The 20,907-nt window shown below is 47.3% G+C and carries 9 protein-coding genes; all 9 read left to right on the plus strand.

The window, feature by feature from the left end; genetic code table 11:
* Positions 1-20: 20 nt before the first annotated feature.
* The 9 genes from NNC77_RS02950 to NNC77_RS02990 all read left to right on the plus strand — a co-directional run bounded on the left by NNC77_RS02950 (position 21) and on the right by NNC77_RS02990 (position 20,896).
* Positions 21-1,448 carry an AAA family ATPase gene (locus NNC77_RS02950; protein WP_118200414.1) on the plus strand — a complete coding sequence of 476 codons (1,428 nt, stop codon included), beginning with the start codon at positions 21-23 and terminating at the stop codon, positions 1,446-1,448.
* A 173-nt stretch (positions 1,449-1,621) separates the two neighbouring features.
* Entirely contained in the window at positions 1,622-4,456 is a 2,835-nt protein-coding gene (locus NNC77_RS02955) for a glycoside hydrolase family 2 protein (RefSeq protein WP_254969840.1), read from the plus strand.
* A 51-nt stretch (positions 4,457-4,507) separates the two neighbouring features.
* Complete coding sequence (locus NNC77_RS02960; RefSeq protein WP_254969839.1) at positions 4,508-7,738, plus strand: glycosyl hydrolase; 3,231 nt, start codon at positions 4,508-4,510, stop codon at positions 7,736-7,738.
* 100 nt (positions 7,739-7,838) lie between these two features.
* On the plus strand, positions 7,839-9,266 hold the full coding sequence (locus NNC77_RS02965) for a sialate O-acetylesterase (protein WP_153080516.1): 1,428 nt from the start codon (positions 7,839-7,841) through the stop codon (positions 9,264-9,266).
* A 38-nt stretch (positions 9,267-9,304) separates the two neighbouring features.
* Positions 9,305-11,884, plus strand: a complete 2,580-nt coding sequence (locus NNC77_RS02970) for a glycoside hydrolase family 2 TIM barrel-domain containing protein (RefSeq protein ID WP_437183269.1) — start codon at positions 9,305-9,307, stop codon at positions 11,882-11,884.
* A gap of 173 nt (positions 11,885-12,057) precedes the next feature.
* Positions 12,058-14,919, plus strand: a complete 2,862-nt coding sequence (locus tag NNC77_RS02975; protein WP_254969838.1) for an AraC family transcriptional regulator — start codon at positions 12,058-12,060, stop codon at positions 14,917-14,919.
* Positions 14,920-15,034: 115 nt separating this feature from the next.
* Positions 15,035-15,928 carry a sugar phosphate isomerase/epimerase family protein gene (locus tag NNC77_RS02980; protein WP_254969837.1) on the plus strand — a complete coding sequence of 298 codons (894 nt, stop codon included), beginning with the start codon at positions 15,035-15,037 and terminating at the stop codon, positions 15,926-15,928.
* Between the two features lie 106 nt (positions 15,929-16,034).
* Positions 16,035-17,558 (plus strand): DUF4992 family lipoprotein, encoded by a 1,524-nt coding sequence (locus tag NNC77_RS02985; protein WP_254969836.1) that lies wholly within the window; start codon positions 16,035-16,037, stop codon positions 17,556-17,558.
* A gap of 26 nt (positions 17,559-17,584) precedes the next feature.
* On the plus strand, positions 17,585-20,896 hold the full coding sequence (locus NNC77_RS02990; RefSeq protein WP_254969835.1) for a SusC/RagA family TonB-linked outer membrane protein: 3,312 nt from the start codon (positions 17,585-17,587) through the stop codon (positions 20,894-20,896).
* The last annotated feature ends 11 nt before the right edge of the window (positions 20,897-20,907 follow it).

A 20,907-nucleotide genomic window follows, 5' to 3' on the forward strand; every position in this document is an offset into this window, starting at 1 on the left:
ATCACTTAAAGAATCATAATATGGCAGAGAAAATCATCGGAAGACATTCAGAGAAGGCTCTCCTGGAAAAATATTACAACTCTGGGAAAGCGGAGTTTATCGCTATGTATGGGCGACGCAGAATCGGCAAGACTTTCCTGATTCGACAATACTTCAGAAATCAGTTTTCTTTTGATATGACAGGAGTATTGGAGGGTAACAAGAATGAGCAGATGACTGCTTTCCACATGGCACTCAAGATTTATGGCTACAAAGGAAGGAAGAACAACACTTGGCTAGACGCATTCTTCGCCTTACGTCAACTCTTGGAGGAAAAACTCCAAGATGGAAAACGATGCGTCATATTCATCGATGAACTACCTTGTCTCGATACACCTAAGGCAGGTTTTGTTCATGCCTTGGGACATTTCTGGAACAGTTGGGCAAACTGGCAATCCCAAATCATGCTCATCGTTTGTGGTTCAGCTACGTCATGGATGGTTCGCAATATCATAGACGACCATGGGGGGCTGCACGACAGAGTAACCCATGAGATGCCTCTCCATCCTTTCACCTTAGCGGAAACGGAAGAATACTTCCAAGAAAATGGATTCAGATGGAAACGTTTGAGTCTGCTGCAAGTATATATGGCTGTAGGCGGTGTACCTTATTATATGAGCCTATTCCTGCCAGAAGAAAGCCCTGCCATCGGACTAGACCGTTTGTTCTTTAGCGAGAACGCAGAACTGCAAAAGGAATATCGCCGACTGTTCTACTCTCTCTTTCGCAATGCCCAACCTTACCAGGATATCATCTCTGTCTTGGCAAAGAAGTCGAGCGGCATGACAAGAGAAGAGATAAGCAAAGCCCTCAATGTTGACAACAACGGCAAACTGGGAGACATGCTTACCGACTTGATTTATTGTGATTTTATCCGCAAGTATAATGTAAGGGACAAAAAGATAAAAACGAACTCGGCACTCTACCAACTTGTAGATTTCTATACCATCTTTTACAACACATTTGCCTCAAAAAACAGCACCGAGGAACATTATTGGAGCAGAAATGCCACTTCTTCGGAAGTAAAAAGCTGGTATGGGCTAGCCTACGAGAGAGTCTGCCAAGCACATCTGCCACAAATAAAGCAAGCCCTCGGCATCGCCAGTGTCAAAACAGAGCATTACTCTTGGAAAAGCAAGACCCTGACAGATGGCGCACAAATAGACATCATCATCGACCGTGCCGACAATACCATCAATCTCTGTGAGGTAAAGTATTGTGATCACGAATACCAACTTGACAAGGACGAGTTCTTCAAGATAAATCACAGAGTAGAGGCTTTTGAAGAAGAAACCCAAACAAAGAGTACAATCTTACCTACCATGATTACGACATTCGGACTTGCCAAAGGTATGTATAGCGACCAGATTATCGTTAAGCTAACCATGGATGATTTGTTTGGAAAATAGCAAGGCAAAAAAGACCAGGTCGCGCTCGGCACGCTTGCCAAAGCCAGGACCTGGGTGATACTGAAAGCGTAATTCAAGATGAAATCATCTACTTATCTAGTTACAAAACCGAGGGTTATGAGTCTTTATTGAGGAATAATAAAATGAATATAAACAAATACGGAATAAACAATATGTATCTAAAACAAACGTTTTTAATGATAGCTTTGGGGGCGATGGCGATGACTGCTGCCGCACAGGCTAGTATTGATACACAGCGCCAGTACCTCTCGGGACATGGATGTGATGATATGGTGAACTGGGACTTCTACTGCACAGGTGGTAGAAATGCCGGCAAGTGGACCAAGATTGGTGTGCCTTCCTGCTGGGAACTGCAGGGATTCGGTACCTATCAGTATGGCATGCGATTCTACGGAAAGGCTACTCCGGAAGGTATTGCTGACGAAAAAGGAAAATATAAATATGAGTTTACGCTGCCACAGGAGTGGGAGGGCAAACAGATAGAACTCGTCTTCGAAGCCGTGATGACTGATGCCAAGGTGACCATCAACGGCAGAAAGGCGGGAAACGGCTTGCATCAGGGCGGTTTCTATCGCTTTACTTATGATGTGAGCGACCGCATCTTCTTCGGAAAACATAAGAACAGACTCGAAGTGGAGGTGAGCAAGGAAAGCAGCAACAGTCAGGTGAACATGGCGGAGCGCCGTGCTGACTACTGGAACTTCGGTGGCATCTTCCGTCCTGTATTTATCGTGGCAAAACCTGCTCAGAACATCAACCGTGTGGCGATTGATGCCAAGGGTGATGGTCATTTTATGGCAGATTGCTACCTGAACCGTGCTATCAAGGGTGCGAAGGTGAAGACTGAGATTCTGGATGAGAAAGGAAAGGTGGTGGCATCGAACGTGGCTGATGCCAGAAACAGCGATGAGGCGCATGTCGACTTCCAGGCAAAAGCACCTAAGCAGTGGACTGCCGAGACTCCGCATCTCTATACTGCCGTCTTCACACTCCAGGATGCAGCAGGCAAGACGCTCCACAGAGAACGTCAGAAGTTCGGCTTCCGCACCATCGAATACCGTGCCAGCGATGGCGTTTATATCAATGGTCAGAAAGTTATCTTCAAAGGCGTGAACCGTCACAGCTTCCGTCCGGAGACCGGTAGAACGCTGAGCAAGGCGAAGAATATAGAGGATGTGAAACTCATCAAGAGCATGAACATGAATGCCGTGAGATTGAGTCATTATCCTGCCGATCCGGAGTTCTTGGAGGCTTGCGATTCGCTCGGTCTCTATGTCGAATGTGAGTTGAGCGGATGGCACTGGGCACATCCTACCATCGTGGGCAAGCAGTTGGTGAAGGAGATGATTACCCGTGATGAGAATCATCCTAGCATCATCTTTTGGAGCAACGGTAACGAGGGTGGTTTCAACTACGAACTTGAGCCAGACTTCGCTTTCTGGGATAAGCAGAAACGCGTGGTACTCTATCCTTGGGCTAACCGCAACGGCTTTGAAACCAAGCATTACCGCTCTTATGGCGAGACCCAGGAATATATGAGACAGAAGGAAATCTTCATGCCTACCGAGTTCCTGCATGGTCTGTATGACGGTGGACACGGAGCAGGACTGAAGGATTACTGGGACATGATGATGGCGAACCCTCGCTGTGCCGGCGGATTCCTCTGGGATCTGATGGACCAGGGTGTGGTGCGTACCGACAAGAATAATTATGTAGACTGTATGGGTAACTTTGGAGCCGATGGTATCGTGGGTCCTCATGCCGAGAAGGAAGGCTCTTACTATACGATTAAAGAGGTATGGTGCCCGGTACAGTTGACTTGGAATGATGTGGAGAAAGGTGAACTCACCTTATCTAATCAGTATAACTTCGTGAATCTGAAGGATTGCCGCTTCTCTTATCGTCTGTTGCAGATGCCAGCGATGGGCAGCACTCAGGTCAAGGTATTGAAGCAGGGCAATCTCTCTTCTCCGGATGTAGCTCCGGGCAAGGAAGCCCAGGTGAAGATACCGATGATGGCGAATGCTGATGCGGTAGAAATCAAGGCTGTGAACCATGAAGGTGAGGAAATCATGACATGGAGCAGGGGAGTGAAGAGTGAAGAACGAAGAGTGAAAAATTCAAGTGCTCCAAGTACTTCATCTGCTGCTTATGCTGACCAGGCTGATGCTGTTGAAGTGAAGGCGGGTGGAAGAACTTATCGCTTTGCCAAGAAAGATGGCAGACTGATGGGTGTTGAGGTTGGCAGCAAGGCAATCTCGCTGAGCAACGGACCTCGATTCATGGCTGCCAGAAGAAGCGACCGCAGTCTGGACCAGTTCTATAATCACGATGACAAAGAGGCTGAGAAGAAAAAGACACTCTATACCGAGTTTGTTGACCAGGGTGCTTTTGCCGGTTTCGAATGGAAGGAAGCGGAGGCAAAGCTGGTGGCTACATATCAGCATGGCTCACTCGATGAGGTAGACTGGCAGTTCCTTTCTGACGGTTCGGTGGCTGTAACCTGTCATTATAATTTCGGTGGCGTAGTAGATATGATGGGCATGGCTTTCGACTATCCGGAAAGCAAGGTCCGCAGCAAGGCTTGGGTGGGCAATGGTCCTTACCGGGTTTGGCAGAACCGCGAACAGGGTCCGCAATACGGCTATTGGCAGAACGACTATAATGACCCGATTCCAGCCGAAAGCTGGGATTATCCTGAGTTTAAAGGCTACTTTGCCAACGTGAAGTGGATGCAGTTCAAAACTGATGAAGGAAAGATCGGCTTCTCTGGTCTGACTGCCGATGAGCACATGGGCGTTTATACTCCTCGTGATGGTAGAGACGGTCTGCTCTATACCTTGCCACAAACCGGTCTGGCAGTCTTCAAGGTGATACCTTCAGTAAGAAATAAGGTAAATACCACCGACCTCAACGGACCTTCAGCCCAGCCAAAATGGCTGAACGGCAAGGGCAAGGCTGTGTTTACATTGAACTTTGAGCTTTGAACTTTGAGCTGTTAACTTTAAATTGTTAACTTTTAACTGTTATGAACTGTTATGAATAAGAAAAAACGATATACGGTGATGGCATTGTCGGCGCTTCTGGTAGCGTCGACAATGGCTCATAATGACGAAGCTAAGCCCTGGACCTTCTGGTACTGGATGTATGGCGCCGTTTCCAAGGCAGGTATTCATGCCGATCTGGTCGGTATGAAGAATGTTGGTTTGGGCGGTACCTATCTGATGCCGATCCGTGGTGTCAGCGAACGTCCGGAGTATCAGGGCGAGGCGGCACAGTTGTCACCTAAGTTCTGGGAGATGGTGGATTACTCTTTCCAGCAAGCCGACTCCCTGGGTCTTGACATGGGCATCCATATCTGCGACGGTTTCGCCCTGGCTGGCAATCCGTCTATCCTTCCTGCCGAATCGATGCAGAAGGTGGTATGGACCGATACCATTGTGGGTGGCGGCAAGAAGATAGAAGGCATGCAGATGTGGCAACCCGAAAGTTATAAGGACGGGAAGTTGCAGCCTGCCGGAAACGAGGGTGGATATTATCAGGATATCGCAGCCTTTGCCATCCGATGCAAGGAGAAACCCCAACTCTTCAAACCGGAGAAGATAGAATATACCGAGGCTGTTTCTACCGCCAAGGGCTATTATCTGGCAGCGAAACCTGCCTCTATCACCTATTCGTTTCATAAACCCGTCACGGTGCGCAGCATGCGTGTGGTGCCTAACGGCAACAACATCCAGTCGCAGCGCCTCCTGGTGCAGGCTTCTGATGACGGCATCAACTTCAGAGATATCAAGCAGTTGGTGCCACCCCGTCAGGGTTGGCAGAACACAATGTGTGATTATACCTTCAGTTTGCCGACTACCACCGCCCGCTATTTCCGATTCTCATGGACGCCGGAAGGTACAGAGCCGGGAGCAGAAGACCTGGATGCAGCTAAATGGAAACCGCTGCTGAAACTGGAGAATATCATCTTGAGCAATCAGCCGATGATTAACCAGTATGAGGGAAAAACGGGTGCCGTATGGCGTATCGAAACCGATGCGGCAGCTAAGAGCGAGACCGTGGCGATGGCAGATGTACTGCCTTTGAAACTGGAAAATGGAATGGTGATGGGTGTCATGGTGAACGGCAACCTGATGAATAAGTTGCCTAAGGGCACCTGGCGCCTGTTGCGAATGGGACATACCTCAACAGGACAGACCAATGCAACAGCCGGAACCGGTAAGGGACTCGAAGTGGATAAGTTCTCACCGGCAGCCGTCAGGAAACTTTTCAATTCCTGGTATGCATTGTTCCTGAACCGTCCGCACAGCGATGTGGTGAAGTATCTGCACATCGACTCCTGGGAGTGTGGCAGTCAGAACTGGGGCTATCAGTTTGCCGAGGAGTTCAAGGCACGCCGCGGTTACGACCTCATCCCATACCTCCCGATTATGGCAGGAGTTCCGATGGAGTCGGCTTCCAGATACGAACAGGTACTGAAGGATATCCGTCTCACCATCAATGACCTGGTAAACGAGAAGTTCTTCAAGACCTTTACCGATCTGGCTCATGAACAGGATATAGAAGTATCTCACGAGAGTATTGCACCAACCTTCCCTGCCGATGGTCTGCAGCATTATCAGTATGCCGACAATCCAATGGGAGAATACTGGCTCAATTCGCCTACTCACGATAAACCCAACGACATGCTCGATGCCGTGAGCGGTGCACATATTTATAATAAGAACATCGTTCAGGCAGAGGGATTCACCGAGGTTCGTGGTGTATGGAATGAGACACCAGCCATGCTCAAGCCGATGCTTGACCGCAATCTGGCGCTTGGCATGAACAAACTCTTCTTCCATGTAACTGCCCATAATCCTTGGATGGACCGCAAGCCTGGTATGACGCTTGATGGCATCGGTCTCTTCTTCCAGCGCGACAATACCTGGTATCCTGAGGCACGCGGTTTTGTGGATTACATCACCCTGTGTCAGAATTATCTGCAGCAGGGCAGACCGGTGGTAGACATCGCCGTGTTTACAGGCGAAGAGATTCCGAGCCGTTCGCTTACTCCGGATAAACTCGTTCCGATGCTTCCGGGTGTGTTTGGCGCAGAACGGGTGGCTAGTGAACAGAAACGTATGGCTAATGTGGGCATTCCGATGGAAGAATCGCCTGTGGGAGTAACTCATTCGGCGAATATTCTCGATCTGAAAGACTGGTGCAATGCCCTGCATGGCTACAAATATGATTCGATGAATAAGGATGCCTTGCTGAAATGGAATTTCGAATACAGTCCGAAGGGCAAGTTGCCAGGAAACCAGGACTACCGCATCCTGGTGGTTCCGCAGCCGGCAAATACCCTGTCTGCCGAGGTAAAGGCGAAGATAGAGGAGTTGCGCGAGGAAGGCATCATTATCATCGACAAGCCTTATCAGGCAAAGGACTTCTCTCAGTATGGCATAGAACCGGATGTCGTTCTGCCCGAGAATATGGATTATGCTCACCGCTGTGTGTTGGAGGCAACAGGCAGAAAGGACATCTATTTCCTGACTAACCAGGAGGATAAGGAACGCCAGATTACGGCAACCTTCCGTACCAGAACTTCCAAAATCCGCCAGATTGTGAAATTGAGTCTGCCTGCTTATGGTTCCGCTTTCGTTATCCTCTCGAACAAGGAAGACATGCAGGTTATCAGTCAGACAGGTCATAAACTGGTTGAAGAAGAAGGTGCAGGTTTTACAGAAAACTATCCTTCTGTGCTGGCTGTAGCCGATAAGTGGAAGGTTCATTTCGATGATATCCGCAAAGATACCACCGTTACGCTTCCTTTCGACTGGTCGAAGTCGGCAGATGAGAAGATGAAGTACTACAGCGGTCACGTAACCTTTACCTCTTCTTTTGAATGGGGCGATTCTGTTCCGGTTTCAGCAGAAGAGAAAATGGAAGTTCCAGCCGAGAAAACGAAGACGGCTCCTTCTAATGACGGATTCATCAAAATCCAGTTGGGCAAGATTGGTGATGTGGCACGTGTGCTGGTCAACGGCAAGCAATATGGTTATGCCTGGACAGCTCCTTACGAGGTGTATGTTCCGAAGCGCGACCTGAAGAATGGCAGCAACGAAATACAGATTGTTGTAGCCAATACCTGGCACAATGCGCTGCAGGGTGCTGGCGAGGGAAAGGCTCCGTTTAAGGGAATCTGGACCAATGCCAAATATCGCACCAAGAGCAAGGCGCTTCTGCCTGCCGGATTACTCTCCACGATTAACATCGTGTATTAGTTTATAGTTGATAGTTTATAGTTGATAGTTAATAGTTCATAGCAAGACTGCTCATTTAACATTTAACACTTAACATTTAACATTGAATACATTGAATAAAATGAAGAAACTGTTATGTTCAGCTCTGCTGCTTGCCATGACTCTGGCAGCGCAGGCAGAAGTGAAACTGCCAAAGATCTTTGGCGACAATATGGTATTACAACAGCAGACGGAATGCAACCTCTGGGGTACTGCTGATGCCAACAAGGTGGTAAAAGTGCGTGCTTCCTGGAACGGCAAGACCTATAAGACTCAAGCCGATGCCCAGGGAAAATGGGCGATGAAGATAGAAACGCCTCAGGCTGGCGGCCCTTATGAACTGAGTCTGAGCGATGGAAAGGAACTGAAACTTCACAATATCCTGATTGGTGAGGTCTGGATCTGTTCGGGTCAGAGTAACATGGAGATGCCGATGAAGGGATTCAAGGCACAGCCTGTTGCGGGCACTCCTGAAGAACTGATGCTGTGTAAAGACCAGCAGTTGCGCCTTTTTACGGTTCAGCGCAATGCCCAGTTGCATCCTGTTGATACGGTGGCTGGCGACTGGAAGGAAGCTGATGCTGCAAGCGTTCGTGAGTTTAGTGCTGCTGCTTATTATTATGGTAAGACGTTGCGCCAATCGCTGGGTGTACCAGTAGGTCTGATTGTTACTTCCTGGGGCGGTAGTGCCTGTGAGGCATGGATCAACGGCAATCTCATCAAGAGCGATTGGCTCAAGGCATTCCCTAAACTTCATACACCTTGGAATGAGGCTGATGTGAAGAAATATCAGCAGCGCTGTCCTTCGGCTCTCTATAATGGTATGCTCCATCCGCTCATCGGTTACACCATGAAGGGTGTTATCTGGTATCAGGGTGAGGATAACTGCAATCGCTATGCTACTTATGCCGACCAGATGCAGACCCTGGTAAACAGTTGGCGCAAGGAATGGAAGCAGGGGATTTTTCCGTTCTATTATTGTCAGATTGCACCCTACGATTATAGTCTGATAAAATGGAAAAACAACAGTGCCCTGCTTCGTGAAAAGCAGATGGAGGCAGAGAAGCGCATCAGCAACTGCCGTATGGCTGTATTGCTTGATGTCGGTCTGGAGTATGGCATCCATCCACGTAAGAAGAAGGAGGTGGGCGAGCGTCTGGCTCTGCTTTCTCTTGCCAATACTTATGGTCAGAAGGGATTGCCTGATTTCGCTGTCTACAAGAGTGTTGAGTTCAAGGGCGATACCGCTGTAGTCAGCTTCGACCGCAGCAAGGAGTGGGTTTACTTCAACAATGGTCCTAAGAGCGACAACTTCGAGATTGCCGGCGAAGATCAGGTATTCCACAAGGCACAGGCTTGGATTTCACGCAACAAGGTTTATGTAAAGAGTGAGGACGTGAAGAAACCTGTGGCTGTGCGCTATGCGTTCAAAAACTGGGTTGTGGGCGACCTTTTCCACGATGGTCTGCCTGTCAGCTCTTTCCGTACCGACGATTGGGAAGTGAAGTAATAGTTTATAGTTAATAGTTTATAGTTAATAGTTTATAGATGAGATATTACATATTGATGGCTATGATGCTTTTGCTGGGCGCAGGCTCGGCAAAGGCATCGGCTTACGATGATACATCGGTGGCGGGTTTGTTTCCTGTCAGCAACCAGGGACGCGAGGTGTGGAATTTCAATCCCAACTGGCGGTTCCATCTGGGTGATGTGCTGGGCGCAGAACGTGCCGACTATGATGATACAAGCTGGGGGGTAGTTTCTACCCCTCATAGTGTGAAACTGGAACCTGCTGAGGCTTCGGGTTGCCGCAACTATCAGGGTATAGCCTGGTATCGCAAAACCTTTATCGTGCCGGGCAATCGCTCTGAAATCTATTTCGAGGCAATAATGGGCAAGCAGAAGATTTATGTGAACGGCAAACTGGCTAAGGAGCACTTCGGCGGTTACCTGCCTGTTATCGTCAACCTGAAAGAGCAGGGACTGAAGAAGGGCGATAAGTGTGTGGTGGCTGTGATGGCTGACAACTCTAATGACAAGAGTTATCCTCCTGGCAAACCGCAGTATACACTCGACTTTGCTTATCATGGTGGTATCTATCGCGATGTATGGCTTATCAATAAGAAGGAGATTTCTATCACCAACGTGATTGAAGCCGACCGCCGTGATGCCGGCATCTTCGTTCATTTCTCGGATATTTCAGAGAAGCAGGCGAAGGTGTTTGTTGATGTCGACTTGCAGAATGTGGGCGGAAAGGCACGCAAGGTGAAGGTGGAGCAGAGTCTGCTGGATGCTTCGGGCAAGGTGCTCAAGACCATTTCGCAGAATGTGCTCCTGGCAGCAGGCGATGCACATCAGACCGTCAGACAGATGTTCTCTGTCAGGAATCCGCATCTCTGGTCGCCGGAGACACCTTATTTATATAGTGTGGTTACCCGCATCAGGGACGGTAAGCAGGTATTGGACGGCGGAAAGACCAAGTTGGGTATCCGCAGTTTCGAGTTCCGAGGCAAGGAAGGTTTCTGGCTCAACGGCAAGAAATACCGCCAGTTTATCGGTGCCAACCGTCATCAGGATTTTGCCTATGTGGGCAATGCACTTCCCAACAGTCAGCAATGGAGAGATGTGCTCCGTCTGAAGAATGCCGGTTTCAACATCATCCGTACTGCCCACTATCCTCAGGACCCGTCGTTCATGGATGCCTGCGATGAACTCGGAATCTTCATCATCGTGGCTACACCGGGCTGGCAGTATTGGAACAAGGACCCTCAATTTGCTGAGCGTGTGTTCCAGAATACCCGTGAAATCATCCGTCGTGACCGCAACCATCCTTCGGTTCTGATGTGGGAGCCTATCCTGAATGAGACCCGCTATCCTAAGGATTTCGCCCTGAAGTCGCTGCAGTTGACCAAGGATGAGTATCCTTATCCATACCGTCCTGTGGCTGTTGCCGACTGGAATTCGGCAGGTGTCAAGGAAAATTATGATGTGGTTTACGGATGGCCGGATATGGATATGAGCGGCATCAGCCAGTGTGTCTTTACCCGAGAGTTTGGTGAGTATGTGGATGACTGGTATGCGCATAACAACCTGAACCGTGCCAGCCGCAGCTGGGGTGAGAAACCGATGCTGACCCAGGCTTATTCTCTGGCAAAGACAACAGAGGAGATGCACACACCGGGACAGTTTATCGGTGGTTGCCAATGGCATCCTTTCGATCATCAGCGCGGCTATCATCCAGATCCTTACTGGGGCGGTATCTATGATGCATTCCGACAGAAGAAGACTGCTTATTATATGTTTGAGTCACAGCGCAGCGACCAGCCATTTGTGCATATCGCTCACGAGATGACCCAGTTCAGCGGTGCCGATGTGACGGTATTCTCTAATTGTGACAGCGTTCGTCTTACCACCTATCAGGGTGCTCATACCTATACTTTGCCAGTTCTTCATCCTACGGCAGCCGCCTTTAATGCCCCTGTGGTATTCAAGAATGCCTGGGATTTTTGGGAGGCTCGCGAATACAGTTATAAGAAGAAATCTCCTCAGATGGTAGTGATGGTAGCAGAGGGATACAAGGATGGCAAGGTGGTTTGTACCGACCAGCGCATGCCTTCCCGCCGCAGCACCAAACTCCGTCTTTATGTTGATGAGATGGGCAAACCGCTGGTGGCTGATGGCAGCGACTTTGTGGTTGTGGTAGCCGAAGTGACCGATGATAACGGTCATGTTCGCCGTCTGGCTAAAGAGAATATCCGCTTTACCCTGGAGGGTGAGGGCGAAATCATTGGTGATGCCAGCATCAATGCCAATCCGAGAGCTGTAGAATGGGGTAGTGCTCCTATCCTGGTGCGCAGCACGATGAAGCCGGGCAAGATTAAGATTCATGCCGAGGTTCAGTTCCCGGGTACTCATGCTCCTACTCCTGCCGACCTGGAGATAGAGAGCGTAGCTTATCAGGGAACCATGATGATGGGTACAAAGTCGGCGAAGTCTGCCACTTCATCATCTGTTCAGAATATTTCTTCTGCCACTTCTTCTTCTTCTCATGAGTTTACACCCGAGCAGAAGGCAAAGATGCTGAAAGAGGTAGAAGACCAGCAGGCTGATTTCGGTATTAATAATTAATAATGCGTAACCGGAGAGTTCTTTGCAGAAGATTCCGTTTACGTAATCGTTATCGTCTTGAAATCTTCAAAAAACAGAAAGTTTATTGGAGATTTCAAGACTTTTTTTGTACTTTTGCATACGTGAAACGATATTTTACCATACTTTTCTGTTTGCTTTATGCCTTGTTGGGTATGGCACAGAACAATATGCAGGTAGCTCATTATTCTACGAAGGAAGGGTTACCTCACGACATCGTATACTGTTCTCTGAAGTCGAAAGACAGTTTCCTGTGGTTTGGAACCTGGTTCGGCTTATCTCGTTTCGATGGCTCCCGCTTTGCCAATTATTCAGATGCTTACATCTCTTCTTCCGACCAGCCACCCCGTAAGGTAGAATGGTTGGCAGAAGATGCTCTGGGCAATCTCTGGATCAAGACGCTCGACTGGAAACTCAGCGTCTTCTTCAAGCAGACCGAACGTTTCGAAGATGTCTATGATGAACTGAAACCTTATGCCCGTAACCTGCAGGTCATCAAGATTCAGGCAGATGGTACCGGTAAGATTCTCCTGCTCACCAAAGATAAGAACCTGCTTCTTGCAGAAACATTAAAGGATGGAAGCATCCGTATCCAGACGCTGGTAGATGCCCGAAAGTATATCAATACGTTCAATTATCAGTTGTGCCAGGATGTGGTACAGCTGAAGGCTTCGCGTGCCAACTATGTAGGAAAGGATTATCAGATTTATTCCGTTCCTGTTACTGCGAAAAACAGGAAGTGGACGCTCGGCATGTGGCAGCAGTATTTCGCCCGTAAATCAAAGGAACATTTTGTTTATCATACCCCGAACGGATGTGTGTGGCAGTTGGATGAGTCGCATACCGCCCTGGTGTGCCGTAATCCGAAGACCGGATGGGAGCGCCGTTATCCGGTTTCGGGCGTAGGTACGGTGGTGGAGCCTAAGTTCATCGCCACCTCTCATCATGGTTACTTCTATCTTTCCGGTGCTGGCGAAATTATCTATATTGATCCGCAGACGATGGAAGGCGTTAACCTGGCTTTCCTTCCTAAGTTCCAAGACCATAAGCCAGACAGCCACTTCTTGCACATGAACCTGGACAAGGACGGACTGTTGTGGCTCACTTCTGCTAATAATGGCATTTACCGTGTCAGTTTCACACCCAACCAGTTCCGTGTCATCCCTTTGCCGGATGGTGATAAGAGTGGAGTGAAAGCCATCTGCCAGTTGAAGAATGGTGATGTGCTGGTGGGTGCCCGCAGCAAGAATGTTTATCTGTTGGATATGCAGGGCAGGGTGAAGCAGGTATTCGATTATGCCCATCATCAAATCGGCAGCATTTATCATGCCATGTATGATGACAGGCAGAATCTCTGGCTCTCTACCAAGGGAGACGGATTGGTAAAACTGACTCCCGATGCCTCCAGACCAATAGGGTATCGCATCGCTCATTACCGTCATGATGCCCGGGATCCTCATTCCATTAGTGGCAATAATGTCTATATGACTTATCAGGATTCCAAGCATCGCATCTGGGTGGCTACCCTGGATGGAGGTCTTAATCTGCTGGAGGAACAAGGTGGAAAGGTATGTTTCTATAATAAATATCATGGTATGAAGAACTATCCGGGTTACGGACTCTATATGGATGCTCGCAACCTGGTAGAGGACAGTCATGAAAGAATGTGGGTAGGAACGATGGACGGACTGATGTCTTTCAAGACAGATTTCAAATCGGTAGGCGACCTGCGCTTCGAGACTTATCGCAATACCGAAATCAATACCCGTGCCAATAGTGACATCTACGGACTTTACAAAGATAAAAACAGGCAGGTTTGGATGTGTACCTTTGGTGGAGGTCTGAGTCGTCTGGATGGTTTTGATGAAGTGACGCATCTGCCTATCCTTACTTCTTTGGGAGCAAAGGAAGGTTTGCATAATGATGTCATCATTTCGATTTTAGAGGATAAGAAGGGCCGCCTTTGGCTGGTAAATGCCGATGGCTTGTCGTGCTATGATTATCAATCAGACCGCATCCAGCATTTCGACAATTCCGATGGATTCCCTGATGTCCAGTTGGAGGAATCTTCTGCGGCTTTGATTCAGAATGGGGAGATATGGCTGGGGTGCAAGGAAGGAATCCTTGCTTTTCAGCCGGAACGTATCCATACCACCCGTCTGCAATATCCTATATATATAATAGGTGGAGAGGTGAACAACCGCGACATCCGCAGTTACAATCAGCCAGCCATCCTGGAGAAATCGATGGTTTATGCCGATCATCTCACCCTGCGTCATTCCCAGTCGATGTTCACTCTGGAGTTTGCGGCCCTGAATTTCTGCAATCCGGAGCGCATCAGCTACCGTTACCGGCTGAAGGGTTACGACCATGATTGGCATTATGCCGGCAAGAACCGTCTGGCTTCCTATACCAATGTGCCGTCTGGAACCTATCAGTTTATCGTAGAGGTAATGGATGCCACCAATCCTGATTCTCACAGCACGAGAGAGCTGACCATCACCATTCTTCCACCCTGGTGGGCTACGTGGTGGGCTTATCTCATCTACATCATTCTGATATCCGTAGCCAGCTACTATGCTTTCCGCTATGCGAAGTATCAGATTCGGCTGAAGAACAATATCTACATCCAGAACCAGCTGGCAGAGTATAAACGCAAGTTTAATGCCGAACAGCAGGATAAGCAGTTTGCCGACAAGGTGCGCCGGTTTATGGAAGCCAACTTGACTAATGCCGATTTCGAGATAGATATGCTGGCACAGAAATTGGGCATGAGCCGTTCAGCCTTCTTCAAGAAGACGAAGGCTGTGATGGGCTGTTCGCCAAGCGATATGGTGAAGGATTTCAAACTGAGTCATGCCGTAGAATTGCTGAAGCATTCCGGCCAGAGTATCACCGATGTAGCCTACAGTTGCGGCTTCACCGATGTGGGCTATTTCGGCAAGTGTTTCCGTAAGAAATATGGCATGTCACCAAGAGAGTATGTAGCGCAGCAGGAGAGTGAAATAAAAAAATAAAGTTTTTTATAAAAAATCTCAAAAAAGGTGATTACAGCGTGAACCAATGTGCGTCTTTTAGGCAATTGAAACAAACAAATTAAATGTTGACTAATCATTTTTACCTAAAAGGCAAATGAAACAACTGTCTTATCATAGTAGGTTTATATTGGTTCTGTTATTTACGTTGTTGAACACTTTACCAATATGCTCACAGGCGGCAACTCCTAGGTACAGGATAGCTGCTTGCGACTGGATGATGCTGAAACGTCAGAAGCTGGGCGAGTTTAAACTGGCTCAAGAATTAGGAGCAGATGGCGTTGAGGTTGACATGGGCGGATTGGGTAAACGCGTGTTATTTGATAATCAGCTTAGAGAACCACAACAGGCAGAAAAGTTTCAGGCTGCAGCCCGTCAGTATGGCGTAGCTGTTCCTTCTATGGCGATGAGTGGCTTCTTCGCTCAGAGTTTCCTGACTCGTGATAATTATCAAGACCTTTTGAAAGATTGTTTCCAGACGATGAAACTCTTTGGCAGCAAGGTGGCTTTCCTTCCACTCGGAGGTAGCGGAAAAGACTGGCAGCAGGAAGGCTGTGCAGCATACCAGCAGATGGTTTCTCGCCTTCGCACAGCCGGTGAGATGTCAAAGCAGGAGGGTATCACCATCGGTATCAGAACCGGAATGGGAGCTAAGTTTGATAAGAAACTGCTGAAGAAAGTAGGCAGCAGTCAGATTAAGGTCTACTACAATTTCCAGGATGCAGCCGATCATCATCGTGATATCTGCAAGGAACTCCGGAAGTTGGGCGCCCAGCGTATCGTCCAGATACATGCTTCCAATACAGATAGCGTAAATCTTCAGGAAGACCCGGAGATTAATCTTCCGAAAATCAGGAAGACGCTTGACAAGATGAAATGGAGCGGCTGGCTGGTGGTAGAGCGGAGCCGTGATGTAAAGAGGGTAAGAGACGTGAAATATAATTTCGGTAGAAACATCGCTTACTTAAAACAGGTATTTCAAGAGCGGTAACAGTTTCGGGGAATAACTGGCAAACTACTTTTATATAATTAGGAAAGTGTAAATCGTGTTAGAAAAGAAATAAATAAAAATATAGTTAAACCTAAAAAAGACAATTATGAAGAAAAATCATTTCATTGCGCGGAAAGGACTCTTCTCTCTGGCACTTGCTGCCGTAGGAGCGATGTTCTTGGGTTCGTGTGCCGTTGATGGTTTTGATGACAAAGAGAAGTTTGACAATGGTGTATCCGGCATCAAGCTAGAGTCTCCAGAACTAGCAGTAAAAACGGTAGTAGCATCGGATGGATCTGATAAATTACAGGTGTCATGGAAGGTAGTCTATGGCGCAGGTGGTTATGAGTGTAAGGCTTATAAAGTTGATGATCCAACTAATCCAGAGGTAATCGTTGATACTATCATGGATGGTACTTCTTTCCAATTTAAGTTAGCTGAGGATACTAAATACAAGCTCTCAGTTCGTACTTTGGGAAATGTAAAGCAGAATAATACAGAGGCTGACCAGGCTACGGAGATGTCTTATAGTACATTGGTGCCTGCAACGCCAATCCCTGCAGGGTCTGACATTGCTAAGTTTATCAAGGAAAATTTGCAGAACTCAGACAAGGAACAGGCTTTCGAATTGGAAGCTGGTGCTACGTATACTTGCAATGATGAAGTAGATTTCCAAGGGAACAAAATGACTCTCCGTGGAGATAAGCTCAACCATGCTTTGGTTACTATGGGTGAGAATGGTGTAATCCGTACTTCTGCTCAGTTGAAGGTGAAGTACTTGAACTTCGATTGTACAGCAGTAACCAATAAGGGTGGCATTGTGGAGATGTCTACAACTCCTCCAGCTTCTTGTTCTGCAGAGGCTCAAGGTATAGCTGCTGGTAAAAATAAGAATTTGCCTGCCGATGTGTTTGTCCTTCAAGATCCTATTATTCTTCAGGAATGCGCATTTAAAAACGTACCAAGTTGTTTGTTCCACATAGGACATTGTGCCTGGGGACTTGCTGATATCCGAATAGACAATTGTGTTGTGCAGCTTGATAATGATGGCTCAAAGTTCAGTAATGGTGCTGTTATTTCTTTCTATGGTGATACAAAGAAGGATTTCGCTTCTCCTAGCGGTGGGCAGTTCTGGGCTTGCTCTGCACAGAAAATTTCTGTAAAAAACAGCACCATCTATAATATTAAGGAGAATAGCAAAAATTACTTTGTAAGATTTGCTAATAAAGACATTGATCGTATCTTCCCAACAGCCTCTGGTAGCTTTAGCTTGGATTATTGTACTTTGTCTAAGGTGATGACGGGTCGGGATTTTGCTAATAATATGCCACAGCAGAAAAAATATGTTATTAATGTAAATAATAACGTTTTCTATGATACATGGCGTATCCAAAAACTTAATAAGGGTGGCTGTACCGTTAATTGTGATATGACAACTAATGCCATTCAGGGTAAAACGAATCCAGTAGATGGTACAGACTTGAAGAGTTGGGCTACTGAAGAGCCACTAGGCTTTGATGATGCAGCATGTCTAAAGGAACTCGATTTGTCTCAACCTGATTTTGGAATTAATTTCAAGGCTACCGGTGCAATATCAAGTACAATCGGTGATCCACGTTGGAGAAAATAATTTAAACTATCTAATCTCGAAACAAGATGAAACGTAAATATATAAAGACATTGGCCTTTGGTATGGCACTTACCTGTGCTGTGCCTGCAATGGCTCAAAATAAAGTAGTGCAGGGTACTGTACTCGATGACCTCGGTGAACCTGTTATCGGTGCTACCGTAAAGGTTGCCGGTACCAAGACTGCTGTGATTACCGATATGGATGGTAACTATAAGTTGTCTGTTCCTAAGGGCGGCAAGGTTACCGTTTCTTATATTGGTTTTAAGGATGCTACTACCAATGGTGGTACCATCAAGCTGGTTGCTGACGACAAGACTCTTCAGGAGGTGGTAGTCGTAGGTTACGGTACTCAGAAAAAGGCTCACCTGACCGGTTCTGTAGCCAACATCCCAACAGATGAAATTCAGGACCTCGCTAATGGTGGTTTGGCTTCTTCTTTGGGTGGTCTGGTTAACGGTTTGAGCGTAAGTGGTGGTGAGAGCCGTCCAGGTGTGAATGCACGTATCATGATTCGTGATACCAACTCATTGGGCGAAGTTGGTTCTACAGCCCAGCAGCCTCTCTTCGTTATCGATGGTTATATCTATCCTAACGATGTAAAGGTAGGTAACACTTACCAGAACCTCGGTGCTGAGGCTTTCAATAACCTGGATGCCTCTGAGGTAGAGAGTATCTCAGTATTGAAGGATGCTTCTGCTGCCGTTTATGGTGCCCGTGCTGCCAATGGTGTTATCCTCGTAACTACCAAGAAGGGTAAGATGGGTGCACCTCGCATTTCTTATAGCGGTTCTTTCGGTTTCACCGATGAGGTTTCTCGCCCTAAGATGCTGAATGCTTACCAGTATGGTCGTTTGTACAATGCAGTTATTGCTGCCGATCCAACCAATACTTCCCTCAATAAGACTACTGCCCTTTTCCAGGCAGATGAGTTGGAGGCAATGAAGAGTCTGAACTATGATTTGCTCGACAAGTATTGGGAAACCGGTATGACCCAGAAGCACAGCGTGAACGTAAGTGGTGCTACCGATAAGGTGAACTATTTTGCAGGTATCTCTTACTTCGATCAGGATGGTAACCTCGGTAAACTCAACTATAACCGTTGGAACTATCGTGCCGGTGTGGATGTAAAAGTAAGCAAGTGGTTGGGCGCTAATCTGACTGTTAGCGGTGACTATGCTACAAAGGAAAAGCCATTGGTAAAGGTGGGTGGATCTGGCGATGAGAAGGACTACAACCTCCTTCTGACCCGTCCTACTTACATGCCTGAATCAGTAAATGGTTATGATCTCCTGGCTTATGGTCCTAGCAATACACAAAAGAACCAGAACCAGCAGTATAACTTTGCTACTTTGCAGAACAATGGCGACTACCGCAAGAACATGAATTCTAACCTGAATATCAGCGGAAGCCTTGATTATGATTTCGGTTGGAGCAAGATTCTGAAGGGATTGAAATTGCGCTTCTCTTATTCCAAGAGTATCAATACCGACAAGGGTAATGAGTATGGTTCAAACTTCACCCTCTATCAGATGTTGACTCGCTATGGTAGCGGTAACCACCTTTATACTCCTACCAGTAGCGATAATGCAGATTTCGATTACCTGGCAGCGTCTAACTTCAATGGTGTGACAACCGCCAATGGTGATTATCTGGCTCGTACCATGGTTCGTACTGATAATTATCAGATGAACTTCACTGCCCTGTATCAGCGCGATTTCGGTCAGCATCATCTGGGTGGTCTGTTCTCTATTGAAAAGTCTGAGGCAGAGAGTGAGTATTTGCAGGGACAGCGTTTGACCCCATATCCTTTCACAACCGGTCAGTATAACTCAGCAACAGGTGAGATGACTACTATGTTTACCCGTAGTGAGAGCGGTACCCTTTCATATATCGGCCGTGTAAACTATGCATACGCCAACAAGTATCTCTTCGAGGCTTTGGTTCGTTCTGATGCATCTACCAAGTTCGCTCCAAAGAACTATTGGGGAACATTCCCTGCATTCTCTGCAGGTTGGGTTATCTCCGAGGAGAACTGGTTCCGTAACAAGGTGAAGGGTGTTGACTTCCTGAAGCTCCGTGCTTCTTGGGGTATGACCGGTCGAGACAATACAGCGGCATGGCAGTGGATGCAGGTTTATGCACAGGATGCCAACCGTGGTACTGTATTCGAGACAGGTAAGGATTCCGGCAACCGTATCACCATCAATAAGAACAATTCTGCGGTAAATTCAGACGTTCATTGGGATAAAGACTACAAGACCAACGTGGGTATTGATGCACAGTTCCTCAACAACCGCCTGGCTGTAACCTTCGATTACTATTATGAGAAGAACCGCGAGATGCTGATGAATATCAAGCAGACTGTTCCTTCTACCGTAGGTACACAGAGTGCTGCATCCAATATCGGTGAGATGGATTCATGGGGTGGTGAGCTCTCTGTCACATGGAAGGATAAGATTGGTAAGGACTTCAAGTATCGTATCGGTATCAACACAGGCTGGTCTGACAACAAGGTACTGAATATGGACTGGGTTACAGATTATCTCTACCGTCAGATTACTCCAGGACATCGTACAGACGTAGGTCTTTGGGGTATGCAATGCATCGGTATGTTCCGCAGCTTCCAGGATATTGAGGAATACTTCACGAAGTACAACATCTCTACTTATATGGGCATGACCAAAGATCAGGTTCGCCCTGGTATGTTGATGTATAAGGATGTTCGTGGTGCTTACGATTCTGAGACTGGTACTTATGCCGGACCTGATGGTATCGTAGATGTAGACAACGACCAGGTAGAGTTAGGTCATCGCAGCAGCAATCTCTATGGTTTGACCATGAATTTGGGTGCAGACTGGAAGGGCCTTTCTCTGACAGCTCAGATTGGTGCAAGCTGGGGTGGTTATACCACACTTCCTGGTGCAGCATTGAAGCCAACTGGTAATCTGGAGTATTGCAACATGCCTTCATTCTGGAATCCAGACAATATGTATGTTTATCAGGATGTATATGATGGCTCAGGTAATCTCGTAGTAAAGGAGAACCGTGAGGCTTACTATCCTAACTTGAAGTATACAGATGTGAATGCTGTAGCATCCAGCTTCTGGAGAGTGAGTACAGCACGTGTGGCTCTGAACCGCTTGACCTTGGCTTATACTTTGCCAAAGAGCTGGTTGGGTAGCATCGGCATCAACAGCTGCCGTATCAATATTACCGGTCAGAACCTCATCAACTTCTACAATCCATATCCAGACAACTTCATGAATCCTATGTCGGGATCATACGGAAGCTATCCTAACCTCCGTAAGTGGACTGTGGGTGTGAATCTCTCATTCTAATGAGATACTTA

It is taken from the genome of Segatella copri (genome assembly GCF_024330485.1).
GTDB classification, from domain to species: Bacteria; Bacteroidota; Bacteroidia; order Bacteroidales; family Bacteroidaceae; genus Prevotella; species Prevotella copri_L.